Here is a 24,102-nt window from a genome sequence, read left to right as displayed (position 1 = left end):
GCATGAAAAGAATTGTTTCAAGTTTATTTTTTATTCTCCTTTCTGGAGGCGTAATGGCCCAACAAAGTCTTACGCTTCAGGAGGCCGTTGCTACTGGTCTAGAAAAGAATCTGAATATTCAAATAGTTTCAAAAACGGTAGATCAGACAACTAACGACTATGATAAAAGTATTGGTGAATTTTTGCCTAACGTGAGTGTTACGGCCAGTAAAAGCTTCTCTAATACTAATGTTACTCAGCAGTTTGTGAATGACGATGCGCCAAGAGAAATAAATGGTGCAAAGTCTAATACTTTAGATGTGAGCCCTACGCTCCGATGGACCATCTTCGATGGGCTTGGTATGTTCTATACTAGAGACAGGTTGGCAGAGCAAATGGGATTGGCAGAGGACGATTTGAAGGTTCAGATTGAAAATACTATTGCTCAAATTTCTACTGCCTACTACATTATTGTTTTGGAGCAAGAAAGGCTAAGGGTATTGGAAGACGCGCTAGAACTGTCGGCTACAAGAGTTGAATTAGCCAAGACTCGCTATGAAGTTGGTAAAACATCTAAGTTAGATTATTTACAAGCTCAAGTAGATTACAATACAGATCAATCGAATATTCTTCAACAAAGGGAGGTAGTATACAATGCTTTTGTTGACCTGAACAGACTAATGGGGGCCGACTTAGAGAATAGATACTCCGTTCAGTCGACATTCGAAGTAGAGAGGAGCCTTGAATTGAACGGTCTTCTTGAGAGTGTGAACCTCAACAATCCGAGTTTGTTGAGAGCGCGGAGGAATCGTGAAATCGCATATCTTCAAACCAAAGAGGTAAAAGCCGAGCTACTTCCAGAGATATCTCTAAACTTCGGTTATAACTTCAACGATCGGAACTCAGATGCTGGCTTTCTTATAAGCAACACCTCAAAAGGTATTAATTATGGTGTCTCAGCTTCATGGACAATCCTCAATGGATTCGATGTGAAAAGAAGGCAGCAAAATGCTCGTATAGCAGTAGAAACCCGCGAATTAGAAGTGCAAGACCTGAAGCAGCAATTAGAAGCAGATATTAGAAAGGCCTTCATCAATTATGAAAATAGCCTTGCTTTGAGTGAGCTGGAAGAACGCAATTTTGAAATTGCCGAAGAAAACTACGAGATAGCTCAAGACCGATACAATATTGGCAATGCCACTGCTCTAGAAATTCGCGAAGCTCAAGTCAATTTCGTTCAGGCCGAACTAAGAAAGTTGCAAGCTGCATTCAACGTTCAAGTGCAAGAAGTAGAGCTCAAAAGGTTGGCAGGAGAGAACCTCCGTTAGTCTAAGTGCTTGAATTTTAAGACCTAGTTTACTATCTTCTCAAAACCTCCAATTGAACTTTCGTGGCTCAATTGGGTTTTGTAGAAAGATATGAAATCTACTAAACGTAAATTCATTTCGTTGACAGCCAGTGTTTTGCTGGTTGCACTCTTTTGGTCATGTAACAACTCTTCAGATCAAAGCACCGCCCAGAACACTCCCAAAAAGGAGAGCAAGGCTATTAAATTCGATCTGGATAAAATCAAAGAACGAGGAAGCCTCATTGCAGTTGTAGATAATAGCACCACGGGCTATTTCATTTACAGAGGTAGGCCAATGGGCTATGAATACGAATTACTTTCTCGCTTAACCAAGAGTCTTGGTGTAGACCTCAAAGTGGTACTTACCGCCAATATAGAGCAAGCCTTTGAAATGCTCAATTCTGGGGAAGCCGATATTATGGCTTACCACCTCACTATTACTAAAGAGCGTAGCAAGCGAGTAGCCTTTTCAGAACCTCATAATACGGTTAGGCAAGTGTTGGTGCAGCGAAAGCCAGACAATTGGAGACAGCTTAAAATTCACCAAATAGATGCCTCTCTTATCAGGAACCCTATAGACTTAGGGGGCGAAAAGGTGTATACAAGAAAGGGCTCTTCTTTCGCATCGAGGTTGAAGAATTTATCTGATGAGATTGGAGAGGATATTGATGTGGTAGAATTGGAAGGCGATGTAGATACTGAGAATCTAATTAGGCAGGTAGTAAATGGTGAGATAGACTATACCATTGCCGATGAAGATGTAGCCATGATTAATGCTACCTATTCTCCAATATTAGATGTTGCCACAGACATTAGTTTCCCTCAACAAATTGCTTGGGGTATGAGAAAAAATGCTCCCAACCTGAAGAAGGCAGTAGACAATTGGATTACTCAAATGAAGCGGAAGCCAGATTTTTATGTGATCTATAATAAGTATTTTAAGAGTAGTAAAACTCAGAGAATTAGAGCTAAGAGTGATTACTCTTCAATAAGCCAGGGTAGAATTTCACCTTATGATGATTTAATAATGGAAGGAGCCGAAGAACTAGGAATTGACTGGTTGTTGTTGGCCTCAATTATTTTTCAAGAATCTAAGTTCGATCCGAAGGTAGAGTCTTGGGCAGGGGCGAAAGGTCTCATGCAGTTAACCAATAATGTTATAGACGAGTACTCAGTTGACGATGTCTACAATCCAGAACAGAATATTTGGGCGGGCGTTAAGCATTTGCAATGGCTTCTCAATTATTGGGAAGATGATCTTGAGAATATTGAAGACAGGATGAAGTTTACGCTTGGAGCATACAATGTTGGTCAAGGCCATGTAAGAGATGCCATGCGTTTGGCAGAGAAATATAACAAAGATGCAAAAGACTGGAGTGTTGTGGCTGAGTACCTACTTCTAAAATCAAAGCCTGAATATTACAATGACCCCGTTGTAGAATTTGGCTATTGTCGCGGTTCAGAACCTGTTAATTACGTGAAACAAATTATGAACCGATACGAGCAATATAAGCTCTTCTTTTCTAATGATGAGGTGGAAGCCGACTCAACCAAGATTGTGGAAGCGAGCCTAATTCATTAATTCATCTACTAGTTTTGCTGAAGACAGGCAAAGAGGAATTCCGCCTCCTGGGTGAACACTCCCCCCACAGAAGTACAAATCTTTGATACGCTTTGAGAAGTTTGGGTGGCGCAAGAATGCAGAGAATTTGTTATTCGAGCTATTGCCATAAAGTGCACCCGCCACACTACTAGTTTTGGCCTCAATAAGCCTCGGATCCAGAATGTCTTCTACCTCAATCAGTGGCTCAATATCTTCTCCAAGCTCTTTTGATAGCTTTTTGATGATCGCTTTTTTAGCATATTGAATCAGGTAGTCCCAGTCTTGCCCCTGATTATTGGGTACATTAATCATAGTAAACCAGTTCTGGCAGCCCTCAGGAGCATCCGAAGCATTATGAACCGAAGTAATATTTACATAGACAGTCGGGTCTTTATAAATACTGCCTTTCTTAAATATGTGCTGAAACTCTGTCTTATAGTCTTCCGAAAAGAAGATGTTATGAAGCCCTAGTTGCTTAAACTCTTTCTTGATTCCCCAATAAAAAATAAGTGCAGAACTAGATTTAGGCTGATTTAGCAGCCTTTTAGGTTGATGCTGATCTTTTAATAGGCTTTTGTAAGCTGCAACCATATCCATATTGCACACCACCTTATCGGCTTTGTGAAAACCCATATTAGTGTCGATGCCTTTAGCTGCTCCTTTGTGAACCACTATTTTTTGAACCTTGGTGTCGAAGTAGAAATTTACACCTAAGTCTAGCGCCAAGCTATATAAGGAGTTGGTTATGGCGTGCATTCCGCCTTTTGGGAAGTACGCCCCTATGCCAAATTCTAAATGAGGGATGATATTCAATGTGGCCGGAGTCTGATAAGGATCTGATCCGTTGTAGGTAGCATACCTGTTGAAAAGCTGAGCGGTTTTTGGGTTGTCGAATCGCTTTTGATTGGCTTGGTTCATTGTTCTATTGAAATCAAAGCGATTTAGTTTTCCGTAGGCTGAAAGAGCATCTGGGCTTAGCCAAGTTGAAACCTTGTTCAAACTCTTTTCTAAGAATAACGGTGCCAAATGTTTATAAAGCAGAGTACTATTATCTAAAGCCGCTAAGATGTTTTTGCGAGGTTCTCCAAGCTGTTCTTCAAACTCGGAGGCTAGCTTTTCCTTATCATACCAAGCTGTAAGCCGACTACCATCGGCATAGAAATATCGGCAAGTTTCATCTAGCTGAACGTATTCAAAATAATCCTTAGGATTTAATCCAGAGAGCTCAAAAAGTTCATCTACTAAATGTGGAAGGGTAAATAGAGAAGGGCCAGCATCGAATCGATACTCCCCTAAAGAAATTTCTGAAAGTTTACCTCCTGGGTAGCTATTTGCTTCAAATACGGAAACGGTGTACCCTCTGTTGACCAACCGAATGGCAGAAGCTATTCCTGCTATGCCGGAGCCAATCACAATTGCTGATTTAGCCATTTATCAGTAGTTATTGTAAGTCTTTGGTTGAGGAAACCGTTAAACTCAATGTCAACTGATTATGTTGGAAGATAGTAATTGCAAATGAAATGAGCTACTTGTATTTCCTTATTCGGCTTTTTAATACTTCAACCTGCCTATAAACTGATACCATTTGGCCTTTGTCGAATTAATGACTTCCAACTTTTCTAAGCTTATTGTATACCTATGGTTCTGCTTCTAGACTTAATCGCTTGGTATAACAATTGTCTATTGCGTTTTATGTATTAACTAAGCTTAGTTATACCTTTCTACTTTGAGTAATTCAGATTTCACAGAAGCCTTTTCTCCAAGAACTTCTTCCGCGAGCATTTTGCCTGTAATAGGTCCTAAAGTCCAGCCTAACATGGCGTGGCCAGTTCCTACCTGCAGGTTTGAAAGTGATGAAACTCTGCCAATATAAGGCAGGCCGTCTGGCGTACACGGCCTCAGGCCTGCCCATGGTCTGATTGATGAAAAGTCATAATCTGCCAAGCTTGGCATAGCTACTTTTAAAGACTTGATAATTCCATCTATACGAGGCTGGTTAATGGTGTGATTAATACCGGCCAGCTCCATGGTGCCAGCAACTCTAAGACCGTGCAACATTGGTGTAGTTGCAATTCGTGCTTCAACCAAAATTGATGGTAGCTTCGGGTTGCTCGGTAGATTTTCCATCATAAAGCTGTACCCTTTGCCTCCTTGCAGTGGCATAAATATGCCAAGCCGCTTCATGAGAAGTGGAGACCAAGCACCCGCAGTGATAATAAACTCGTCTGCTATTAATTCGGCCACTTTAGTTTTAGCTGCTTTGACTTTGCCATTTTCAATTTTAAAATCAGTTAGTGTGCTGTGGTATTGAATATCCACACCTCTTTCAATAAGTAGCTCTCTGAATTTTGCCATGAATACGTTTGGAGTCATCCATGAGTCGCAACCAAAAAATACTGAACCCGCCATGTTGTACTGCACATTTGGGTCTAGTTTTTCTGTCTCCTCTCGAGTTAATGTGGAGGCTTCTAATCCATAAGACTCAGCAATTTTCACCATTTCTTCTTCATGGTGTAGGGCTTGGGCTGTTTGGCAAACCATTAGTAGTCCAGACTTATTATACCCGGCTTCTATTCGCTCAGTTTCTAATATTTCTTCATAGAGTTTTTGACTCTTCACGGTTAGATCATACAGAACTGGTATTGCTTCTTTTACCCGTTTGTCTGTAGAGGCTTTGTGAAAAAGTCTTACCCAGCGAATAAGGTCCAAGTCTAGCTTTGGCTTAATGTAGAAAGGACTTCTTTTGTTTAGCATCCATTTGAGCCCTTGGCTGATGATTCCAGGAGAGGCCAATGGAACCAGATGACTGGGAGAGACATAGCCGGCATTACCATAAGAGCAGTTATTGTTGCCATCGGTTTGTTCTAGAATAGTAACCTCACAGCCCGATTTATTCAGGAAGTAGGCAGTGCTATACCCAACAATGCCAGCCCCAATAATGATTACTTTTTTCGCTTTCATTTAGATTACCTGAAATCCATATGCATATGGGTCGTCTTCATCATCTATTAATATGGTATTGTAGCCTGTTATTTTGGCCCATCCCTCAATGCTAGGCACAATCGCATCAATTGCTCCTAACTTTACTTGTTGTTCTATTCTTCCTATAAACTGGCTGCCAATAATGCTCTCATGAACAAATTGGTCTCCAGGCTGTAGTTTGCCTTTAGCAGCCCATTGAGCCATTCTAGCTGAGGTGCCGGTACCGCATGGAGACCTGTCTATTGCTTTGTCTCCATAGAAAACTGCATTTCTAGCAGTAGAATTGTCTCTTGTGGGATTACCTGTCCATAAAATGTGAGAAAGCCCGCGAATGGTTTCGTTTTCTGGGTGTTGGAAAGTGTGAGATGCATTTATTCTTTCCCTCAGCACCCTACTCCAATTAACTAGGTCGTTGGCCGAGTAATTGGCCATGTCTTGGTAATTCTCTTGTGGATCTACAATTGCATAAAAATTACCACCATAGGCTACATCGACAGTAAGTTGTCCTAAATCTGGACAATCTACTTTTATTTCTTCTGCAGCCAAGTAGGCAGGTACGTTGGTTAGCCTTACACTACTTACTTTTTTCCCCTTCTGCTCAAAGTCTATGAGTACTAGTCCAGCTGGTGTTTCCAGTCTCAGCTTTCCAGGTGTTTTAGGCTTAACGAGCCCTTCTTCAATCATGATAGTTACAGTACCAATAGTACCATGCCCACACATAGGTAAACAGCCGCTGGTTTCGATGAATAGCACTCCTATATCATTGATGGGGTCACTGGGAGGATAAAGTATGCTGCCGGACATCATATCATGTCCTCGCGGCTCGAACATTAGCCCCTTCCTTATCCAGTCGTATTCCTCTAAAAAGTGCTGTCTCTTTTCGCTCATGTTAGCCCCCATAAGTAAGGGGCCTCCACCAGTCACTAGCCTAACAGGGTTTCCACAGGTATGGGCGTCTATACAAAAGAATCTCTTATTCATCTTCTAGTTCATTGAGGAGTAGCTAGCAGCCAATGTTTTCATCATTCTATCGCTTTATTGGTGAGCTCACCGTTTATCAACCTGCTGATTCCTTTTGGATTAGAGTCCTTAAGTTCTTCAGGTAGAACGCTGTTTGGCCACGATTGAAAGGCCACTGGTCTGGTAAACCGAGTTATGGCATCGTAGCCCACTGATGTGTATCGGCCATTACTGCTAGACGGGTACGGTCCACCATGGTGCATAGCTGGGCAAACTTCAACCCCAGTCGGCATGCCGTTGTAAATAATTCTGCCCACCTTTTCTCTTAGACTATTAATTACTTCCTCATAATTCACGAGGTCTGAATCAGTAGCAAGAATGGACCCTGTAAGTTGTCCGTCTAGGGCATCTACAACTTGAGGTAACTCGGATTGGTCAGCGCATTCTACAACAATAATGAATGGGCCGAATACTTCGTGATGCAATTCTGGGTTTGCCATAAAATCAGCTCCAGAAACGCTTACCGTAGCAGCTGCACCAGCTTCTATTTTTTCAGAAGAAGAAGTTACTGTTTGATGATTTCTTACTTCATTACCTGTTCTTTCATAAGATTTTCCAATGCTTTCGTTTAACATCACTCCTTTTGGAGTGGAAGAAAGCGCTGTGGCTAGTTCGGCTTTGAAAGCATCTAATGCGTCTGATTTAATGGCTAGTAAAAGACCAGGACTAGTACAGAATTGCCCAACGCCTAAAGTTACCGAGCTGGCCAAGGTTTGCGCTAAAACGGCTGCCTCTTGCGTGAGTTTTTCTGGGAATGCAATGACAGGGTTAGTGCTGCCCATTTCCGCATAGACAGGAATTGGGTTTTTACGTGCGGCCGCGCTATCCATGAGGGCTCTACCTCCCCTAAACGATCCTGTAAAACCAACCGCTTTAATTCTTTCATCTTTCACCAATTGTTGGCCAACAGAGATTCCCCCATTCACCATAGAGAAAACACCATCTGGCATACCAGTTTCTTCGGCAGCCTTTAATATTGCCCGGCTTACCAATTCATTAGTACCCAAATGAGATTCGTGTCCTTTTACAATCACAGGGTTGCCTGCGGCTAGAGCAGAAGCGGTGTCGCCTCCTGCGGTAGAAAATGCCAATGGGAAATTACTAGCACCAAAAACAGCGATCGGGCCAATTGGCATTTCCATCTTTCTTAGGTCAGGTTTAGGAATGGGTTGCCTATCGGGAATGGCGGTGTCAATTCTGGCGTTTACCCACGAACCCTCCTCAATAATGTCGGCAAAGGCATTTAGCTGATTGCATGTTCTGCCTCGTTCACCTTGAATTCTGCCTTCTGGAAGAGCAGTTTCGGCCATTGCACGCTCTACTAGCACATGGTCTAAATCCATTATGTTCTTGGCAATTGCTCTTAAGAAATTAGCTCTTTCGGTAGAGCTTTTCTTTCGATAAGCTTTGAACGCTTTCACAGCTAAGTCTACGGCCTCATTAACTTCTTTTTCCGTAGCTTCTACAAATACCTCTTTAAATGCTTCTCCAGAGGCAGGGTTATACGATGTTAAGTTTTTGCTGCCAGTAGAGGCTGGGCTTTTTCCTATAAAGTTTTGTCCTGTAATCATCTTATAAATTCAAGTAGACTGGAAGGGATGGTCTATTTTCAACACCTTCTTTTATAATACTTAAAACGCTGTCTCTTTCCACTCCTTGTAGAGGAAGCCTTGGAGGGCGCACAGTTTCAGTTCCAATGCCTGTAGCCACTTCGGCTAGTTTGATATTCTGAACCAATTTAGGATTAATGTCTAGCTCTAGAAGCGGTAAAAACCATCTGTAGATTTCTATTGCCTCGGCAATTCTTCCAGCCTTTTGTAATCTGTAGATCGCTACGGTTTCTGTAGGGAAAGCGCAAACAAGTCCTGCAACCCAGCCATCAGCTCCCATTAAAAGGCTTTCTAAGGCCAAGGTGTCTACACCAGAAAGTATTTTAAATCGATTCCCAAAACGGGTTTTCATTCTGGTGACATTAGAAATATCTCTGGTAGATTCCTTTACTGCCTGAATGTTTTCACATTCAGATAGAGATTCGAACATGTCTAACGTGACTTCAATTTTATAGTCTACAGGGTTATTGTAGATCATAATTGGAAGGTCTGTTGAGTTGGCTACCGCTTTAAAATAAGTTACGGTTTCAAGGTCATCGGCTTTATAGCGCATAGGAGGGAGCATCATTAAGCCATCGGCACCATTGGCTTTGGCCTTTTCTGCTGCCTTAATAGCTCCTTTGGTAGTTTGCTCAGCAATATTCATCACCACTGGCACTTTGCCTTTAGCTAGCTCTGCTGTGTATTTCACTAACTCATCTTTCTCATCTTCCATCAATGAGCTGGCTTCTCCTAATGTTCCTCCCAGAATTATCCCATCAACTCCAGCATTGAGCTGAGCTTCTATGTTTTTGGCAAACATTTCATTATCCAGTCGGTCATCTGTGGTAAACTTGGTGGTAACTGCAGGGTAAACTCCTTCCCAATTCACTTTCATGGCTTAAAATTTTCTCAAAACTACGCCAGTTCTCAAAGGCTTGCTTCGTAGAAATTGATCATTAATAGTGAAATATTTGCATTTTTGTCAGTTCAGTTGAATATAAAGTGTTTAGATTTCATTGATGAAGGCGCTACCTTTTAAAATACCTAAGGTTGAAGACAGCTCATTCCATCTACAGATTGATGATGAGCCTTACTTTTACGATAAACTGCATCAGCACCCAGAGTTGCAATTAACATGGATTGTAAAGGGGGAAGGAACTCTGATTTACGGAGATTATCTCGGAGAGTTTAAGCCTAATGAAGTCTTTTTGATGGGGAGTAATGTGCCTCATGTTTTTAGGAGCAGAGCTGAGTATTATGAGAAAGATAGTTTGAGGATTTTGGCTAAGTCTATCTTCTTCAAGCCTGATTTAATTAGAAAAGGACAGGCTATTTTGCCTGAATTGAGTCAGTTAGAAGGTCTACTTTTGGCTGCTTACCGTGGACTCAAGATAAACCCTGAAGAAAGTCAAAAACTGATTCATCAAATAGATGAAGTCTTTCGAGCAAATCCACTTTCTAGACTTGGGCAAACTCTTTGTTTGATTGATGAATTGGGGAAAACGGAGCTTCAGCCACTAAGCCAATTACCACAAAAGTCTATTACAGAAAACCAAGGGAGAAGGCTGGACGATGTTTTCAAGTTCACCCTAGAAAACTATCATCGACCGATTCAATTAGAAGAAGTGGCTGATGTGGTTCACATGAACAAGGCAGCTTTTTGCCGTTACTTTAAGCAGCACACCCGAAAAACCTACCTGAATTTCCTTAATGAAATCAGGCTGCAAAAGGCTACTGAACTACTTCGGACTACTGAACTTTCCGTTGCTCAAATTGCCTATGAAGTGGGCTTTAATAACCTATCTAATTTTAATAGGACTTTTAAATTGGTGAAGGGCAGTACTCCTTTAATTGAAAGAAGAAAGATTACAACTGATTAACAATCGACTCAAAATCCAGATTCTCCCAAGCCACTTCTATGCCTGGGTACTCCATTACTTTGTTCATAATTTGCTGTTGCTTTCGCCCTATTTCTAGTGCTTCGGAATAGCGCAAATCACTGAACGTTACCATTGGGTAGAGTGGAAGCCATTGCTCAGGAAAGAGTTCATTCAGTCTTTTTTCAATCTTCTTTTGAAGTATGAATTTAGGGTCGGCCACCTTATCACGCATCTCTATAAAATTGTACAATGCTAAATCTGCAATAGCTTCTGCATCGGGTTTGCGTAATTCTTGATACTTTTTTAGAAGCTCCGTACTAAGCTCGCCATGTTCTCCCAAAAGCTGGTCGAGCACATGGCAGTCTTCAAAACCAGCATTCATGCCTTGGCCATAAAACGGCACAATAGCATGGGCTGCATCACCAATTAAAGTGCAGTTTCCTCGAGTCCAAGGGTAACAACGGACAGTCACTAATCCCGAAGTTGGGTTGTTGTTGAAGTCATGTAGCAATTCTGGCATTAATGGCACCGCATCGGCAAATTCTTTATTGAAGAATGCCAGTACTGCTTCATCGTTCGGAAGCGACTCAAAAGACGTTTCTCCTTCAAATGGAAGAAAAAGTGTCACTGTAAAACTCTTATCCAGATTAGGTAATGCAATCAGCATAAACTTTCCTCTGGGCCAAATGTGAAGCGCGTTGGGGTCTATGGCAAACTCACCGTTTTCGGTAGGGGGGATATGAAGTTCTTTATAGCCAGCAGTTATGTAATGCTGCTCATAGTTGAACCTTTCGCCGCGCATAAATGAGTTGCGCAAAGCACTAAACGCACCATCGGCACCAAAAATAAAGTCAGATGAAACCGCTTTTTCCCCTTCTGGCGAGTGGAAATGCGCTTCCGTAGTTCTATAGTTTACATCGTTACATTTGTGGTTGAAGTGAATGGTTACACCAGCTTTTTCAGCTTCATCGAGCAAAAGTTCATTCAGGCCACCTCTGGAAACTGAGTTGATAAACTGACCTTCTTTCCCATAAGGATGAAAATCCAAGCTGCCCTCTAGGTCATGGATCATACGGCCAGGCATAGGAATACAGCGTTCCTTAACCTCTTCATTAAGCCCAAGAGCGTTTAATGCCTTAATACCTCTGTGACTCAAAGCTAAGTTGATAGATCTGCCAGCCGAGATGTCAGACTTTCTTAAGTCCGGACGGCCTTCAAATGCTTCTACTTTATAGCCTCTTTTAGCTAAAAAAATAGATAGTAATGAACCAACAAGTCCGGCTCCGAGTACAGTTACTTTTCTACTCATAGGTCAAAAAATCATAGTTGAATCCTTCCTTTCTCCCTTTAGGGTTGAGGTAGAAAAGGAAGGTTCTCAATAGCTTCATCTCTTCTAATCGAGTGTAAATGAAACATTAAAATCATATGCTATTTCTCTATTAGGCATCAGCATATTTCTCTATCGCTTCTTTCAATAGTCTGCCAAAATGGTAAACATCTTCAAAAGAGTTATACAAAGGAGCGGGGGCAATACGAATTACATTTGGTTCACGCCAGTCGCCAATTACTCCTTGTTCCACCAAATAGTCGAACATCAACTTCCCATTCCTGTGAAAGAAAATACAGAGTTGGGCACCTCTTTCTTCTGGATTTCTCGGGGTAATTATCTCAAATAGTTTGTCTTCACCACTCAATTGGTCTATGATGAACTCCAAATAACCCGTCAGTTTTAAACTCTTCTCGCGCAAAGCTTCCATTCCTACTTCATCGAAAATTTGAAGCGAAGCCAAGTGAGCGGCCGTACCAATAACATTTACGTTACTCAACTGCCAACCATCGGCTCCAGGCATCGGCTTAAAGCCCTTTTTCATTTGGAAGCGTTCACCTTCATCGTGTCCCCACCAACCTGCAAAACGCGGTAAATCGGTGTCATGGGCGAACCTTTCATGTACAAAGATGCCACTTACGTTGCCTGGACCAGAGTTCAGGTATTTGTAAGAACACCAAGTAGCGAAGTCTACATTCCAATCGTGGAGTTGGAGTGGAACGTTCCCTGCAGCATGAGCTAAGTCATAGCCAACAAATGCTCCAGCTTTGTGACCCGCTTCTGTGATCGTTTTCATGTCGAAAAGCTGACCGGTATAATATTGCAGTCCTCCAAAAAGCACTAATGCCAACTCATTGCTGTGCTCATCTATAGCAGAAAGAATGTCTTCAATATGTAGTTTGTTTTCTCCTTCTCTTGGTTTTAGCTCAATAAGCGCTTCATCGGGGTTAAGTCCGTGAAAGTGTAATTGACTTTCGAACATATATTGATCTGAAGGGAAAGCTCCTGCCTCACAGATGATTTTGAAACGCTCCTTGGTTGGTCTGTAAAATGAGACCATGAGCAAATGCAGATTCACCGAAAGGTTATTCATAGAAACCACTTCAATAGGCTTGGCACCTACAATTTTTGCGAGCGATTCTTTACTTGCTTCGTGAAACTTTAACCAAGGTCTTTCTTTAGGAACAAAATGGCCTTCTACACCATAGGTTTCCCATTTCTTCATTTCTTCTTCAACAAAGCTTCTAGTTCTTTTAGGTTGAAGCCCAAGTGAGTTACCAGTGAAATAATAGGCGTCTTGCCCGTTGATTTGAGGGAAGTGAAATTCCGATCTCCATTTTCTTAATGGATCTTCCTGATCTGCTTTTTGTGCAAAGGTGAGTGAGTTCTCGTATGTCATCCGAATAGTTTCAGTTGATTAAAACCGGGAAGTGAGTGCTCATGTTTTAGCAACCACTCTTTTCTTTCAAGGCCTCCCGCATAGCCTGTTAAACTGCCATCTGACCCAATAATTCTATGGCAGGGAATAATGATAGCAATTGGGTTTTTGCCATTGGCTGTTCCTACAGCTCTGTTCTTTTTCAAATCGCCTAACTTTATCGCTTGCTTGGCATAGGTAGAGGTTCTTCCAAAAGGAATTTGCAACAACTCTTGCCATACCTCTTTTTGGAACTCCGTACCGTTGGGATCGAGCGGTAGGTCAAATTCTTTTCTTTTTCCTTCGAAATACTCCTTCAGTTGAAACTTACAATTCCGAACCACCACCGGTACTTTACCATCTGTAGAACGTTCCTCTTCATCAGTAAACGCTACCAATTTGATGGCCAGTTCATCGCCCACAATCTTGAGCTTTCCAATGGGAGTATCTAAGAAAGAAATGGCAGTGTGCTTCATTGCTCAAATTGCTTTTTGTCTAAGTTGAGCCATTCTAAAGCGGCATTGCAGAAAATGTCTTCAACTACTTCTTCCGAAAGATTCATTTCTTCAATGTAAGCGCCTATTTCCAAGTCACCTAACGGAAAGGGATAGTCGGAACCCAGAGTGATCCGTTTAGAGCCCTGCACTTTTAAAACGTATTCTAGTAAGTCCGCATCGTGCGTAATAGAGTCTACCCAAAACTTGCCCAAGTACTCTCTCGGGTTAACGGGGTTGTCAATAGCCACCAAGTCTGGTCGGCAATTGAAGCCATGTTCAATTCTACCTAAGGTTGGTAAAAACGAACCTCCGGCATGCGAAAAATTGATGCGTAAATCGGGGAGTCTTTCTAATACTCCTCCAAAGATTAGCGAGCAAGCAGCCCTCGATGTTTCTGCTGGCATACCTACCAGCCATGGCAGCCAATAGCGCTCAATACTATGGAAGCCCATCATGTTCCACGGGTGAATCATCACACTCATGCCCAATTCTTGGCAGGCCTGAAAAATAGGGAAGAAACGTGGCGAGCTTAAATTTTTATCATTTATGTTAGAGCCAATCTGAATGCCTGGTAGACCGAGTTCTTCCTTGCATCTCTTCAATTCTTGGATGGCCAAATCTTCATCTTGCATAGGAATGGTGGCCAGTCCGATATAGTTTTTGGAGTACTTATGGCAAATTTCCGCCATGTGGTCATTCAGGAAGCGAGAGATTTCTAGCCCATCGTCTGGTTTGGCGTCATAAGAAAATAGTACTGGGATAGTCGAGATCACCTGAACCTGTGTACCATGCTGGGCGTATTCCTCCATCCTGATTTCCGGGTCCCAACAATTCGCCTGAATTTCCCTGAAGAACTTTGCCCCCTTCATCATCATAGCTGCGCCCTCCTTATGGTGATGCAGATGAATGAAATCACCATATCCGAACTTATCCGCCCATTTAGGCAAATGCTCTGGAATGATGTGGGTATGCATGTCTATCTTGAGTCTTGTCATTGGTCAAAAGTCATTGGTTGTTTTGCTAACTGTGATTCGGTGATTTTCCAATCGTTTTAATATAGGCATTCAGTGAAATGTGAACTTCCTCAAGTTCTTTGATCAATTGCTCAAAATTTTCAGGTGAAATGATATTTCTTCTACGGCATTTGTTAATCCAACTTTTTGTTTCCAGCAACGAACCTCTTGAATAGAAACAGAATTGTCGATTTTCTTTGTAGAAGTACCGCCCAAAGCCTTCCGCAATGTTTGCACTAATGGAGTCAGCACTTCTGGCTAGTTGTTTACCTAATGTGTCTTTCTCAAAATGATTCATGTCTAATACTAGATTCCAGATTTTGTCAGACAACTCATCCGCTCGTTTATAAACTCGTAATTCTTCCAATTTCATAATGTGTGGTTTTATTTGTTGAAATACAATTTCCTTATTCTTTTCGATTGACCAATGACCAATGACTAATGCCTTTTGACTATTCCACAAACCTAGGATCCGTCTCCATTACATGGCCGCAGTTTTTGCAGGTGCGGAGTTCTTCAGAGCCATAGAATTCTTTGAATCTTGGAAGGAAATCTTTTTCAATATTTGTTAGCGGAAAGTAAGTGTCGTGAAGCTTGGTGTTGCAGTTGTCGCAGAACCACATCAGTCCATCGGTGTGCTCAGGTTTTCTGACTCTTTCAATAACTAAGCCTAAGGAGCCTTCTGAGCGAATAGGAGAGTGTGGCACTTTAGGCGGATGTAAGTACATGTCGCCAGGGCCAAGAGGAATGTCAACGGCTTTACCATCTTCCTGAATACGAACTGTTATGTTACCTTCAAGCTGGTAGAAAAGCTCTTCGGTTTCGTTGTAATGGTAATCCTTGCGAGCGTTTGGGCCGGCAACAATCATCACAATGTAGTCGGTGCCTTCAGGATATAGGTTTTTGTTACCGACAGGTGGTTTCAGTTTGTCGCGATTCTCTTCAATCCATTGGGTCAGGTTAAATGGTCTTCTGATTGACATTGTTTCTCTCCATTTGATGTGCCCGAATTTACCCAAAAATCGGCTCATGCCTAAATTCGATTTTCATAACTTTGAATGAACCCCAATGTCTATGGATTTAAATTTAAAAGGAAAGTCGGCCTTAGTTTGCGGAAGTACGCAAGGGATAGGAAAGGCCATTGCAGAAGAGTTAGCCAATCTTGGCTGTAGTGTAACCCTTTGTGCCAGAAACGAGCAAAAGCTGGAGGAAGTTAAACAAGGTTTGTTCAAAGCCTCAGGGCAGAACCATCAAATCCTTGTTGCTGATTTTGCCAAGCCCACCGAGCTGAAATCTACAATCGATGCTCATTTAGCTGATGGTAATCAGTATCACATACTAATCAATAATACTGGTGGTCCGCCTGCGGGACAGGCGATTGATGCTGACGTAGAGGCGTTCAGAATTGCTTTCAATCAGCATTTGGTGTGTAACCAGATTTTGGCTCAAGCATGTGTGCCTGCTATGAAAGAAGCTAGCTATGGAAGAATCGTTAACGTGATTTCTACCTCAGTGAAAATGCCAATCCCAGGTTTGGGGGTTTCAAACACCATTCGTGGGGCTGTGGCTAATTGGTCGAAAACTTTAGCCAATGAGCTTGGCCAATTCGGTATAACGGTGAATAATGTATTACCAGGTGCTACTTCGACCCAGCGCTTAGCTTCAATTATTGAGAACAAGGCAAAGAAAAGTGAAAGAACGGTTGAGGAGGTTGAGGATGAAATGAAATCTGAGATTCCTGCCAGACGTTTTGCTGATGCGTCTGAGGTAGCAGCAGCGGCTGCCTTCTTGGCTTCTCCAGCAGCAGGCTATATTAATGGAATCAATGTTCCTGTAGATGGTGGAAGAACGGGGTGCTTGTAATATGGAAAGAATACTCAACTACATAGCTGGTGAATTAATTGAACCTCAGTCGGGTGAATACTTAGAAAATATTGAGCCAGCTACCGGAAAGGTATATGGCGAGATTCCGGACTCTGCTCAAAAGGATGTTGAAGCTGCTGTTCAGTCAGCTGATAAGGCCTTTCCAGCCTGGTCAAATACCTCTAGGGAAGAGCGTTCACGGATCATGCTGAAAATTGCTGATTTGATCGATGAGAATCTTGACATGCTGGCCATGGCTGAGGCCAAAGACAATGGAAAGCCGGTAAAGCTGGCTAAGTCGGTAGATATTCCTCGTGCTTCAGCTAACATGCGGTTTTTTGCTACTGCTATTCTTCATGAATCTACTGAGGCTCACCAAACCGATGGTGATGCCATCAATATGACTTTAAGGTCACCAATAGGAGTTATAGGATGTATTTCACCTTGGAACCTTCCTTTGTACCTGTTCACTTGGAAGATTGCGCCTGCTCTTGCTGTGGGAAATACGGTGGTAGCCAAACCTTCTGAAATCACTCCAATGACAGCCTTTCTGTTTTCGAAACTCTGTATTGAAGCGGGTTTGCCAAAAGGGGTTTTGAATATTGTTCACGGCTTGGGGCCTAAAGTGGGCCAAGCGATTGTTGAGCATAAAGAAACCAAGGCAATCTCCTTTACGGGAGGCACACAAACGGGTAAGCGAATTGCTGCAACTGCGGCTCCAATGTTCAAGAAAATATCTTTGGAGCTAGGCGGAAAAAATCCGAACATTATTTTTGCCGATTGTGATTTTGAAAAAGCTTTGAAGACTTCATTGCACTCAAGCTTCGCCAACCAGGGTCAGATTTGTCTCTGTGGATCAAGGATCTTTATTGAAAGGCCAATTTATGAGAAGTTTAGAGACGCCTTCGTAGCAAAGGCTTCAAAACTGAAAGTGGGTTCTCCTTATGAGCCTGAAAGTCAGGTAGGAGCGCTTGTTTCTGAGTCTCATTTTGGGAAGGTTAGATCTTACATTGATTTAGCAAAAAAAGAAGGAGGAAAATTACTTTGTGGAGGCGATGTGGTAGAGCTAGAAGGCGACTATTCAGGAGGTTATTATTTACAGCCTGCGGTATTTGAAAATTTGCCCTTCAATTGTCGAACTAATCAGGAAGAAATCTTTGGTCCTGTAGTTACGCTTACACCATTTGATACTGAAGAAGAGGTGCTAAATATGGCTAATTCTACTCCCTATGGGCTTTCTGCCTCTGTGTGGACCAACAATCTCAATAGAGCTTACGGCTTTTCTTCGAAAATTAAGAGTGGGATTGTTTGGGTGAATTGTTGGCTCTTTAGAGACCTCAGGACTCCGTTTGGAGGTGTGAAAAATAGCGGTGTCGGAAGAGAAGGTGGATGGGATGCGTTAAATTTTTTCGCGGAAAAGCAAAATATCTGTATCAGGCTATAGTAGTGTTATGAAATGCATAAAAATGTATTCGAAACACTTAATGAATTATTGATGGTATAGGAATTAAGTTTTTCGAATTATTGATATATTAAATTTTATTTAACAGAAAATACTACTAACTTTGATTTCACAAGAGGTTAATCCTCTGATAGATAAGACAAATCGCGAAAGCAATAAAGATAAGTCTGGGTGTAGGAACCGAAAGGTTCACTATGAGTAGTTAGTTACCCAGGTGTTTAGGTGAAAGGGAGTCGCTCCAACGGGAGTGACTCTTTTATTTTACGCCCCTCTTAGTTGATCCATTCTTTAGTTTGTGTGCTTCTCAAAATTCCCTTCATATTTAGCACTTTCTGTTTTCATCCATTTATCCCAAAAAGTAAAGTATAGGCCAAAGTTATATCTGTATTGAGTATGGTGCAGGCTATGATGCGTGGCGCCAATAAGCCATTTCCCTAGCCAATGTTTATAAAAGCCCTTTGGGTATATTTCTACATTAGAATGGTTGATAGCACTCGTCAGTGTCATAAAGGTGAGCAGGGTGACAATAGTCCAATAGTGCATCGGTAAGAATAAAACGATTACTGGTATGATCAGAGACTGTAAAACCCCTTCTCCAGGGTGGAAAGAAAAGCTTGTCCATGGAGAGGTTATGTGGCTGTCGTGATGTGTTTTATGAATTAGTCGGTAAACTTTTGGTTTGTGCATCCATCTATGCAGCCAATAATAGTAAGTCTCATGAATAAATGTGGCTATAAGAAAGCTTATTGGTATCCACCACCAACCATATTGGTCTATGTATTCATAAATTGCTGTATGGCCTAGTTGCCAGAGAACGACCATTCCCGCACCTGCTAAAGCGAACAAGATTGAGGTAAAAGTAGACCAGAATATTTCCTTTTTCAATTGCTCTTTGGAGGCGCTGGTTTGAAAGATCTTTCTGCTTCGGGTAGATTTCGGATCAATTATATAGAAAACCAAATAGAAAATACCGGCAACAAAGGTGTACCTAAATACGACTATGAGAAACATCAATCCTGTGAGGATCAGGAAGTTTTCTGGTTCAGTAAAGTCATATTGATACATACGAGGTGTTCAAATTTGAAAATAGGAACAAATAAAATCTGTCTGCTGTTTTTAGGTGGATTAAATTTGTCGCTATGAAAGGAAAATTTGATGCTTTAGTAAGCCAAGATCAGCCAGTGTTAGTAGACTTTTATGCTGACTGGTGTGGGCCATGTCAAATGATGGCTCCGGTTCTTAAAGAGGTAGCTCAAGAGCTTGGAGACAAAGTGAAGGTAATTAAGATTGATGTTGATAAGAATCAGCCGATAGCTCAGCGGTTTGGTGTTAGAAGTATTCCGACCCTTATTTTATTCCAAGGAGGAGAGATAAAATGGAAAAAGGCTGGAGTGGTGACGAAAAGAGAGTTGACACAGGCACTCAGTCAAGCTTAATTAATGTGATGCTTTGTGTAAGTAAGTGCTTACAATTTCGATGAAGTTAGGTTGGTCTTCAAACATACCCATGTGTCCTATGCCAGGTAAAATATGTCCGTCTACTTTTTCGCGTGCGTAAATATGCTCTTCTGATATTTCTGGGCTTATTCTAGAGTCTTCAGTGCCTCCAATAAAAAGGCAATGGCCTTCAATGTTTCTCCAAACTTCAAATCGGTCTTTCCTGTCCTTCATGGCTAAGGTGTAGGCAATAATAGTTTCGGCCTGAGTGTTTACTCCCATTTCCGTAACCATTTTAATGGCTGCTTGGCAATGGTCAACATTCTCTTTAGCAAAGAGACTAGGAGCAAAGGTTTCTATCCACTTTTCGTGCCCATGTCGCTCTATAAACTTCACTACCTTATCTCTATTGATCTTGCCCTCTTCTGGGTCAGCGTACGCATTAGAGTGGGCGAGTCCTATTCCGTTGATGAGGTCGGGGTATAATTCAGCCAGTGCAAGAGCCACATATCCACCTAAGGAATGTCCAATAAATGCCGCCCTGTCAATGCCTTGTTCTTTAGCCCAGTCGGCAACGGATTTAGCGATAAGCTCAATGCTGACTTGTTCTTTAGGCAGGGGAGAGCCACCAAAACCGGGTAAATCTATTGAAAAGACCCTATAATCTTTGGCTAACTCGGACACTATGTTGTTCCACATCTCTAGCGTCTCACAGAAGCCGTGAATTAGGACAATGGCTGTACCTTTTCCTTGAACTTTGAAATTAATTGCTGGCATACGGGGTGGTAGCTTTAACCCCTAACATTTGTTTTACTGTTTCAGCAATACCTGATGGATCGAATCCGCACTCGGCATGAAGCTCGAGCTGAGTTCCATGCTCAACTATTCTATCTGGAATACCTAGTATTTTCACTTGGGCCGAATAGTTGTTAGCTGCCATAAACTCTAGTACGGCACTACCAAATCCACCCACAATGCAGCCATCCTCAACAGTGATTACCTTCTTATAATTTCTGAAAATATCGTGAAGTAGTTCTTCGTCCAAAGGTTTTACAAAGCGCATATCGTAATGAGCTGGGTTGGCACCAGTGCCCTTCAGCATTTCCTTCGCTTCAATGGCATAATTACCAATATGGCCTAAGGTAAGAATGGCTAAATCTTCACCTTCAGAAATCTTTCTTCCAGTTCCGATAGTCATTTTCTCCATCTCAGTTTTCCACTCTGGCATAACACCTGTTCCTCTTGGGTAACGAATGGTGAATGCTTGTCCTTCTCTAGGAAGTTGAGCAGTATACATCATGTTTCTAAGCTCTGCTTCATTCATTGGAGCAGCAAGAATCATGTTAGGAATACAACGCATGTAGGCGATGTCATAAGCTCCGTGGTGAGTAGGCCCATCGGCTCCTGCAAAACCGGCCCTGTCTAGACAGAAATTCACTGGTAAATCCTGAATACACACATCGTGGATCACTTGATCGTACGCCCTTTGCATAAAGGTGCTGTATATGTTGCAGAAAGGCATCAAGCCTTGTGTAGCTAAACCTGCCGAAAAAGTAACTGCGTGTTGCTCTGCAATACCCACATCGAAAGCTCTTTCTGGCATGGCTTTCATCATAATGTTCATTGAAGAACCTGATGGCATGGCAGGAGTAACTCCCATGATTTTGTCATTCTTTTCGGCTAATTCAACCAAGGTATGACCGAAGACATCTTGGTATTTTGGTGGCTGAGGCTTGTCATGAACTTTCTTGAAAACCTCTCCAGTTACTTTGTCGAACTTGCCTGGAGCATGCCATTTAGTGGCATTCCCTTCTTCGGCTGGTTTGTAGCCCTTGCCCTTTACTGTTACACAGTGAAGGATTTTTGGGCCAGGAATGTTCTTAAGGTCGTTCAGAACATGGGTTAGGTGATGAACATCGTGACCATCTACCGGACCGAAATATCTTAGATTGAGTGATTCGAATAGATTGCTTTGCTTCAAGAGCATTGCTTTCATTGAATGCTCTACTTTTGAAATAATCTCTTGAGCACTCTTACCAAATTTTGAGAATTTACTGAGAAGCTTCCATACATCGTCTTTTACCTTATTGTAGGTTCCAGAAGTAGTTACATCTGTCAGATAATCTTTCAGTGCACCTACATTTGGGTCGATAGACATGCAGTTGTCATTCAGTATAATGAGCAGGTTGGCATTTGTAGAGCCAGCGTGGTTCATTCCTTCAAAGGCCAGACCGCCCGTCATGGCACCATCACCAATAACGGCAATGTGTTGGCGATCGTCCTTCTTATATTGGTTGGCAATTGCCATTCCTAACGCACCAGAAATAGAAGTTGAAGAGTGGCCTACGCCAAAGGTGTCATACTCACTTTCCTTTCTTTTCGGGAAGCCAGAAAGTCCTTTGTACAATCTATTAGTGTGGAAGTTATCCCTTCTGCCAGTTAAAATTTTATGTCCATAAGCCTGGTGCCCTACATCCCACACCAACTGATCTGTTGGGGTGTTGAAGATGTAGTGAATGGCTACAGTCATTTCTACTACGCCAAGACTAGCCCCAAAGTGGCCGCCATAAACGGAGACATTATCTACAATATACTGTCTCAGTTCATCGCAAATTTGAACTAACTGAGTTTGATCTAGCTTCTTTAAATCGGCAGGAGAATCAATTTTTGAAAGGAGTGGTCCCGGCTTAATCAACATTCTTTAATTTGGATGTCTAATGAACAAACATGCGCGTTAAATGTTTGCCATAGATTTTCAATAAGGCGTAAAATTAAAAATAATTTTGGCACTAAAGGCGCAGTTCTTTCAATCTCTATATATTTGATTCAAAAGATTTTGTATCCGTGAGTTTCGAAATTAAGCTCCCTCTTTTTGAAGGCCCCTTCGATCTGCTGTTGTTCTTCATACAGCGAGACGAGCTAGATATTCACGATATACCTATTCATACCATCACCAAAGACTTTTTAGATTACCTGCATCATTTAGAACAAATGAATGTGGAGGTAGCCAGCGAGTTTATTCTTGTGGCAGCAACGCTAATGAGAATTAAGGCGAAAATGTTGTTGCCACGCCCCGTTTTGGACGAAGAAGGAAATGAGGTTGACCCTAGGGAAGAGTTGGTGAAACATCTTTTGGAGTACAAAAAATATAAATCGGTTGTTGATGAGTTGAGCAATATGGAGTTGGCTCGATCTCAAAAGGAATCTAGAGGTAATATTGTTCGCGAGCTTAAGAAGTTGGCAGAAGGGAATGATGTGGAATCTGAACTTCAAGATGTCGATTTGTATAAGCTGCTGAAGGTATATCAACGATTAATGTCTCGTTATGAATACGAGCAGAATAAGCCAAAGCATGAAGTAGTCCAGTATCCTTATACTATATCAGGGCAGCGAGACTATATTATTGAGAAGCTTCAGGAAGCACCAAGGCTTTCTTTTGAAGAATTGATTGCCATGGAGCCAAACAAAATTGCTGTAATATTCAACTTCCTCTCTATTTTGGATCTACTGCAAATGAGACAAATTACCATGCACCTTGGGGAAGGCTTCAATAATTTCTGGATAGAAAAAATCGAAGAAGACCTGGTGACGCAAGATCAAAATGGATAACGGCAAGGCGCAAAAAGTTCTCAACCCCAAAAGCGTTTGGCTGCCTGTTTTACTCGGTTTCGTAATTATTTCTTTTCTCGCATATCGCGATGATCAATTTTCAAAAGAATCCCTGCTTCTCTTTTCAGATTTTCGTTTAGTTAATATTCTAATAGTTCTGCTATTTATAGTTTTTAAGGATGGATTGAATGCTCTTAGGGTACGACTACTATCTCATTCTGAAATTGATTTTTATCCAGCTATTCGGGTTGTCTTGTTGTGGGAGTTTGCTATCGGAGTAACACCGCCAGTGATTGGTGCTGCAGCTGTTTTGATTTTCATAATATTCAAAGAAGGTCAGTCATTTGGAAAGGCACTTGCCTATTCGTTATTGCTTGCCATTTTGGATAATCTGTTTTTTCTAACTGCCTCTCCGCTAGTTATTTTGGGAGCCTCTGAAAGTGTTTTTCCATTGGTCGACACCACCAATGAATGGTTAGAGGATGGTGTGAGCAAGGTCTTTTGGCTTAGCTATTCTTCGGTGGTTGCTTATACTGCCTTTATGCTTTCTGCTCTACTGTTTTTTCCTAAGACAGTACGGAAAATTCTTTCCAGTATTATGAATCTGAGGTGGTTTCAAAAATGGAGAGCTCCTGTGATGAAACAAAGTGATGAAATGATTTTGGCTTCTCAGGTGCTAAAGGGGCAGTCTCTCCTTTATTGGTTGAAACTACTTGGTCTTACTTATCTCATCTGGATATTCAAGTTTGCCTTGGTTAATGCGTGGGTTGGAGGCTTTGCCGATCTAACCTTGGATAACCAGCTGCTCATGTTGAGTAGGCATTTAGTAATGTGGGTGGTAATGCTGGTTTCTCCATCGCCAGGTAATGCAGGTACAGCGGAATTGATGTTTAGTGTCTTTTATCAAGACTTTGCAGGTAAATACACCTTCGTTTCAAGTGTACTTTGGAGGCTATCCACCTATTATCCTTATTTAATAGCTGGTGTTATTTTGATGCCGAGGTGGTGGAAGTCCGATAAATAAGAATGTACTGAACTTTCCTTTGTTGAGAGGCTATTCTGTTTGGTAACTGT

At 41.8% G+C, this 24,102-nt stretch carries 22 protein-coding genes; 8 read left to right on the top strand and 14 right to left on the bottom strand.

Going from position 1 to position 24,102, the window contains the following annotated elements; genetic code table 11:
• The first annotated feature begins 2 nt into the window (after window positions 1–2).
• Together AWW68_RS01135 and AWW68_RS01130 are read left to right on the top strand one after the other, a co-directional pair.
• The gene (locus tag AWW68_RS01135; protein ID WP_068215699.1) at window positions 3–1,307 is read left to right on the top strand and encodes a TolC family protein; all 1,305 of its coding nucleotides are present in this window, start codon (window positions 3–5) and stop codon (window positions 1,305–1,307) included.
• A gap of 90 nt (window positions 1,308–1,397) precedes the next feature.
• Window positions 1,398–2,909 (top strand): MltF family protein, encoded by a 1,512-nt coding sequence (locus tag AWW68_RS01130; protein WP_084375529.1) that lies wholly within the window; start codon window positions 1,398–1,400, stop codon window positions 2,907–2,909.
• Here the strand turns inward: AWW68_RS01130 and crtD are convergent.
• The 5 genes from crtD to AWW68_RS01105 all read right to left on the bottom strand — a co-directional run bounded on the left by crtD (window position 2,898) and on the right by AWW68_RS01105 (window position 9,419).
• Window positions 2,898–4,361, bottom strand: coding sequence for a 1-hydroxycarotenoid 3,4-desaturase CrtD (crtD, locus tag AWW68_RS01125; RefSeq protein WP_068215697.1), 1,464 nt, complete (start codon window positions 4,359–4,361; stop codon window positions 2,898–2,900). The genes AWW68_RS01130 and crtD overlap by 12 nt on opposite strands.
• A gap of 276 nt (window positions 4,362–4,637) precedes the next feature.
• Window positions 4,638–5,891: an NAD(P)/FAD-dependent oxidoreductase gene (locus tag AWW68_RS01120; RefSeq protein WP_068215695.1), complete on the bottom strand. Its 1,254-nt coding sequence runs from the start codon at window positions 5,889–5,891 to the stop codon at window positions 4,638–4,640.
• A complete protein-coding gene (locus AWW68_RS01115) occupies window positions 5,892–6,893 on the bottom strand; it encodes a 4-hydroxyproline epimerase (protein ID WP_068215693.1) in 1,002 nt (333 codons plus the stop codon). It lies immediately after the preceding gene.
• 41 nt (window positions 6,894–6,934) lie between these two features.
• Window positions 6,935–8,503, bottom strand: a complete 1,569-nt coding sequence (locus AWW68_RS01110; RefSeq protein WP_068215691.1) for an aldehyde dehydrogenase (NADP(+)) — start codon at window positions 8,501–8,503, stop codon at window positions 6,935–6,937.
• A 1-nt stretch (window position 8,504) separates the two neighbouring features.
• A complete protein-coding gene (locus AWW68_RS01105) occupies window positions 8,505–9,419 on the bottom strand; it encodes a dihydrodipicolinate synthase family protein (protein ID WP_068215689.1) in 915 nt (304 codons plus the stop codon).
• Between the two features lie 124 nt (window positions 9,420–9,543).
• Between AWW68_RS01105 and AWW68_RS01100 the strand changes: the two genes are divergently transcribed.
• Window positions 9,544–10,404, top strand: coding sequence for an AraC family transcriptional regulator (locus AWW68_RS01100; RefSeq protein WP_068215687.1), 861 nt, complete (start codon window positions 9,544–9,546; stop codon window positions 10,402–10,404).
• On the opposite strand, the gene AWW68_RS01095 is transcribed toward AWW68_RS01100, so the two are convergent.
• From AWW68_RS01095 to AWW68_RS01070, 6 genes are all read right to left on the bottom strand, one after another.
• Window positions 10,391–11,713: an FAD-dependent oxidoreductase gene (locus AWW68_RS01095; protein WP_068215685.1), complete on the bottom strand. Its 1,323-nt coding sequence runs from the start codon at window positions 11,711–11,713 to the stop codon at window positions 10,391–10,393. The genes AWW68_RS01100 and AWW68_RS01095 overlap by 14 nt on opposite strands.
• A gap of 130 nt (window positions 11,714–11,843) precedes the next feature.
• On the bottom strand, window positions 11,844–13,130 hold the full coding sequence (gene kynU, locus AWW68_RS01090) for a kynureninase (protein ID WP_068215683.1): 1,287 nt from the start codon (window positions 13,128–13,130) through the stop codon (window positions 11,844–11,846).
• The gene (locus AWW68_RS01085; RefSeq protein WP_068215682.1) at window positions 13,127–13,624 is read right to left on the bottom strand and encodes a methylated-DNA--[protein]-cysteine S-methyltransferase; all 498 of its coding nucleotides are present in this window, start codon (window positions 13,622–13,624) and stop codon (window positions 13,127–13,129) included. Before AWW68_RS01085 ends, kynU begins: the two co-directional genes overlap by 4 nt.
• Window positions 13,621–14,640, bottom strand: coding sequence for an amidohydrolase family protein (locus tag AWW68_RS01080; protein ID WP_068215680.1), 1,020 nt, complete (start codon window positions 14,638–14,640; stop codon window positions 13,621–13,623). Before AWW68_RS01080 ends, AWW68_RS01085 begins: the two co-directional genes overlap by 4 nt.
• A gap of 25 nt (window positions 14,641–14,665) precedes the next feature.
• Window positions 14,666–15,031: a four helix bundle protein gene (locus AWW68_RS01075; protein ID WP_068215678.1), complete on the bottom strand. Its 366-nt coding sequence runs from the start codon at window positions 15,029–15,031 to the stop codon at window positions 14,666–14,668.
• Between the two features lie 79 nt (window positions 15,032–15,110).
• Entirely contained in the window at window positions 15,111–15,641 is a 531-nt protein-coding gene (locus AWW68_RS01070) for a 3-hydroxyanthranilate 3,4-dioxygenase (RefSeq protein ID WP_068215676.1), read from the bottom strand.
• A 91-nt stretch (window positions 15,642–15,732) separates the two neighbouring features.
• Between AWW68_RS01070 and AWW68_RS01065 the strand changes: the two genes are divergently transcribed.
• Both AWW68_RS01065 and AWW68_RS01060 read left to right on the top strand, forming a co-directional pair.
• Window positions 15,733–16,521, top strand: coding sequence for an SDR family oxidoreductase (locus AWW68_RS01065; RefSeq protein WP_068215674.1), 789 nt, complete (start codon window positions 15,733–15,735; stop codon window positions 16,519–16,521).
• A gap of 1 nt (window position 16,522) precedes the next feature.
• Window positions 16,523–17,965 carry an aldehyde dehydrogenase gene (locus tag AWW68_RS01060; RefSeq protein ID WP_068215672.1) on the top strand — a complete coding sequence of 481 codons (1,443 nt, stop codon included), beginning with the start codon at window positions 16,523–16,525 and terminating at the stop codon, window positions 17,963–17,965.
• 306 nt (window positions 17,966–18,271) lie between these two features.
• On the opposite strand, the gene AWW68_RS01055 is transcribed toward AWW68_RS01060, so the two are convergent.
• Window positions 18,272–19,048 carry a sterol desaturase family protein gene (locus AWW68_RS01055; protein WP_068215670.1) on the bottom strand — a complete coding sequence of 259 codons (777 nt, stop codon included), beginning with the start codon at window positions 19,046–19,048 and terminating at the stop codon, window positions 18,272–18,274.
• 74 nt (window positions 19,049–19,122) lie between these two features.
• On the opposite strand from AWW68_RS01055, the gene trxA reads away from it, so the two are divergent.
• Window positions 19,123–19,419: a thioredoxin gene (gene trxA, locus AWW68_RS01050; RefSeq protein WP_068215668.1), complete on the top strand. Its 297-nt coding sequence runs from the start codon at window positions 19,123–19,125 to the stop codon at window positions 19,417–19,419.
• Here trxA and AWW68_RS01045 read toward each other — a convergent pair whose 3' ends face one another.
• Together AWW68_RS01045 and dxs are read right to left on the bottom strand one after the other, a co-directional pair.
• Entirely contained in the window at window positions 19,420–20,196 is a 777-nt protein-coding gene (locus tag AWW68_RS01045; protein ID WP_068215665.1) for an alpha/beta fold hydrolase, read from the bottom strand.
• The gene (gene dxs / locus AWW68_RS01040) at window positions 20,183–22,117 is read right to left on the bottom strand and encodes a 1-deoxy-D-xylulose-5-phosphate synthase (protein WP_068215663.1); all 1,935 of its coding nucleotides are present in this window, start codon (window positions 22,115–22,117) and stop codon (window positions 20,183–20,185) included. Before dxs ends, AWW68_RS01045 begins: the two co-directional genes overlap by 14 nt.
• 146 nt (window positions 22,118–22,263) lie before the next feature.
• Between dxs and AWW68_RS01035 the strand changes: the two genes are divergently transcribed.
• Together AWW68_RS01035 and AWW68_RS01030 are read left to right on the top strand one after the other, a co-directional pair.
• Window positions 22,264–23,028, top strand: a complete 765-nt coding sequence (locus tag AWW68_RS01035) for a segregation and condensation protein A (protein ID WP_068215658.1) — start codon at window positions 22,264–22,266, stop codon at window positions 23,026–23,028.
• On the top strand, window positions 23,021–24,052 hold the full coding sequence (locus tag AWW68_RS01030; protein ID WP_068215656.1) for a lysylphosphatidylglycerol synthase transmembrane domain-containing protein: 1,032 nt from the start codon (window positions 23,021–23,023) through the stop codon (window positions 24,050–24,052). Before AWW68_RS01035 ends, AWW68_RS01030 begins: the two co-directional genes overlap by 8 nt.
• Window positions 24,053–24,102 lie beyond the last annotated feature (50 nt).

Origin of the sequence: Roseivirga spongicola (genome assembly GCF_001592965.1) — a bacterium.
In the GTDB taxonomy this organism is placed as follows: Bacteria; Bacteroidota; Bacteroidia; order Cytophagales; family Cyclobacteriaceae; genus Roseivirga; species Roseivirga spongicola.
Note: the sequence above shows the minus strand (reverse complement) of the source record. Positions and strands in the feature narration are given on the sequence as shown.

Excerpts from the sequence above, each read along its gene's own strand:
- AWW68_RS01030 (WP_068215656.1), top strand. The coding sequence starts at position 23,021 with ATGGATAACGGCAAGGCGCAAAAAGTTCTCAACCCCAAAAGCGTTTGG.
- AWW68_RS01095 (WP_068215685.1), bottom strand. The coding sequence starts at position 11,713 with ATGAGTAGAAAAGTAACTGTACTCGGAGCCGGACTTGTTGGTTCATTA.
- AWW68_RS01135 (WP_068215699.1), top strand. The coding sequence starts at position 3 with ATGAAAAGAATTGTTTCAAGTTTATTTTTTATTCTCCTTTCTGGAGGC.
- AWW68_RS01080 (WP_068215680.1), bottom strand. The coding sequence starts at position 14,640 with ATGACAAGACTCAAGATAGACATGCATACCCACATCATTCCAGAGCAT.
- dxs (WP_068215663.1), bottom strand. The coding sequence starts at position 22,117 with ATGTTGATTAAGCCGGGACCACTCCTTTCAAAAATTGATTCTCCTGCC.
- AWW68_RS01075 (WP_068215678.1), bottom strand. The coding sequence starts at position 15,031 with ATGAAATTGGAAGAATTACGAGTTTATAAACGAGCGGATGAGTTGTCT.
- trxA (WP_068215668.1), top strand. The coding sequence starts at position 19,123 with ATGAAAGGAAAATTTGATGCTTTAGTAAGCCAAGATCAGCCAGTGTTA.
- AWW68_RS01115 (WP_068215693.1), bottom strand. The coding sequence starts at position 6,893 with ATGAATAAGAGATTCTTTTGTATAGACGCCCATACCTGTGGAAACCCT.
- AWW68_RS01065 (WP_068215674.1), top strand. The coding sequence starts at position 15,733 with ATGGATTTAAATTTAAAAGGAAAGTCGGCCTTAGTTTGCGGAAGTACG.
- AWW68_RS01105 (WP_068215689.1), bottom strand. The coding sequence starts at position 9,419 with ATGAAAGTGAATTGGGAAGGAGTTTACCCTGCAGTTACCACCAAGTTT.
- AWW68_RS01085 (WP_068215682.1), bottom strand. The coding sequence starts at position 13,624 with ATGAAGCACACTGCCATTTCTTTCTTAGATACTCCCATTGGAAAGCTC.
- AWW68_RS01070 (WP_068215676.1), bottom strand. The coding sequence starts at position 15,641 with ATGTCAATCAGAAGACCATTTAACCTGACCCAATGGATTGAAGAGAAT.
- AWW68_RS01110 (WP_068215691.1), bottom strand. The coding sequence starts at position 8,503 with ATGATTACAGGACAAAACTTTATAGGAAAAAGCCCAGCCTCTACTGGC.
- AWW68_RS01130 (WP_084375529.1), top strand. The coding sequence starts at position 1,398 with ATGAAATCTACTAAACGTAAATTCATTTCGTTGACAGCCAGTGTTTTG.
- AWW68_RS01060 (WP_068215672.1), top strand. The coding sequence starts at position 16,523 with ATGGAAAGAATACTCAACTACATAGCTGGTGAATTAATTGAACCTCAG.
- AWW68_RS01120 (WP_068215695.1), bottom strand. The coding sequence starts at position 5,891 with ATGAAAGCGAAAAAAGTAATCATTATTGGGGCTGGCATTGTTGGGTAT.
- AWW68_RS01100 (WP_068215687.1), top strand. The coding sequence starts at position 9,544 with ATGAAGGCGCTACCTTTTAAAATACCTAAGGTTGAAGACAGCTCATTC.
- crtD (WP_068215697.1), bottom strand. The coding sequence starts at position 4,361 with ATGGCTAAATCAGCAATTGTGATTGGCTCCGGCATAGCAGGAATAGCT.
- AWW68_RS01055 (WP_068215670.1), bottom strand. The coding sequence starts at position 19,048 with ATGTATCAATATGACTTTACTGAACCAGAAAACTTCCTGATCCTCACA.
- AWW68_RS01045 (WP_068215665.1), bottom strand. The coding sequence starts at position 20,196 with ATGCCAGCAATTAATTTCAAAGTTCAAGGAAAAGGTACAGCCATTGTC.
- kynU (WP_068215683.1), bottom strand. The coding sequence starts at position 13,130 with ATGACATACGAGAACTCACTCACCTTTGCACAAAAAGCAGATCAGGAA.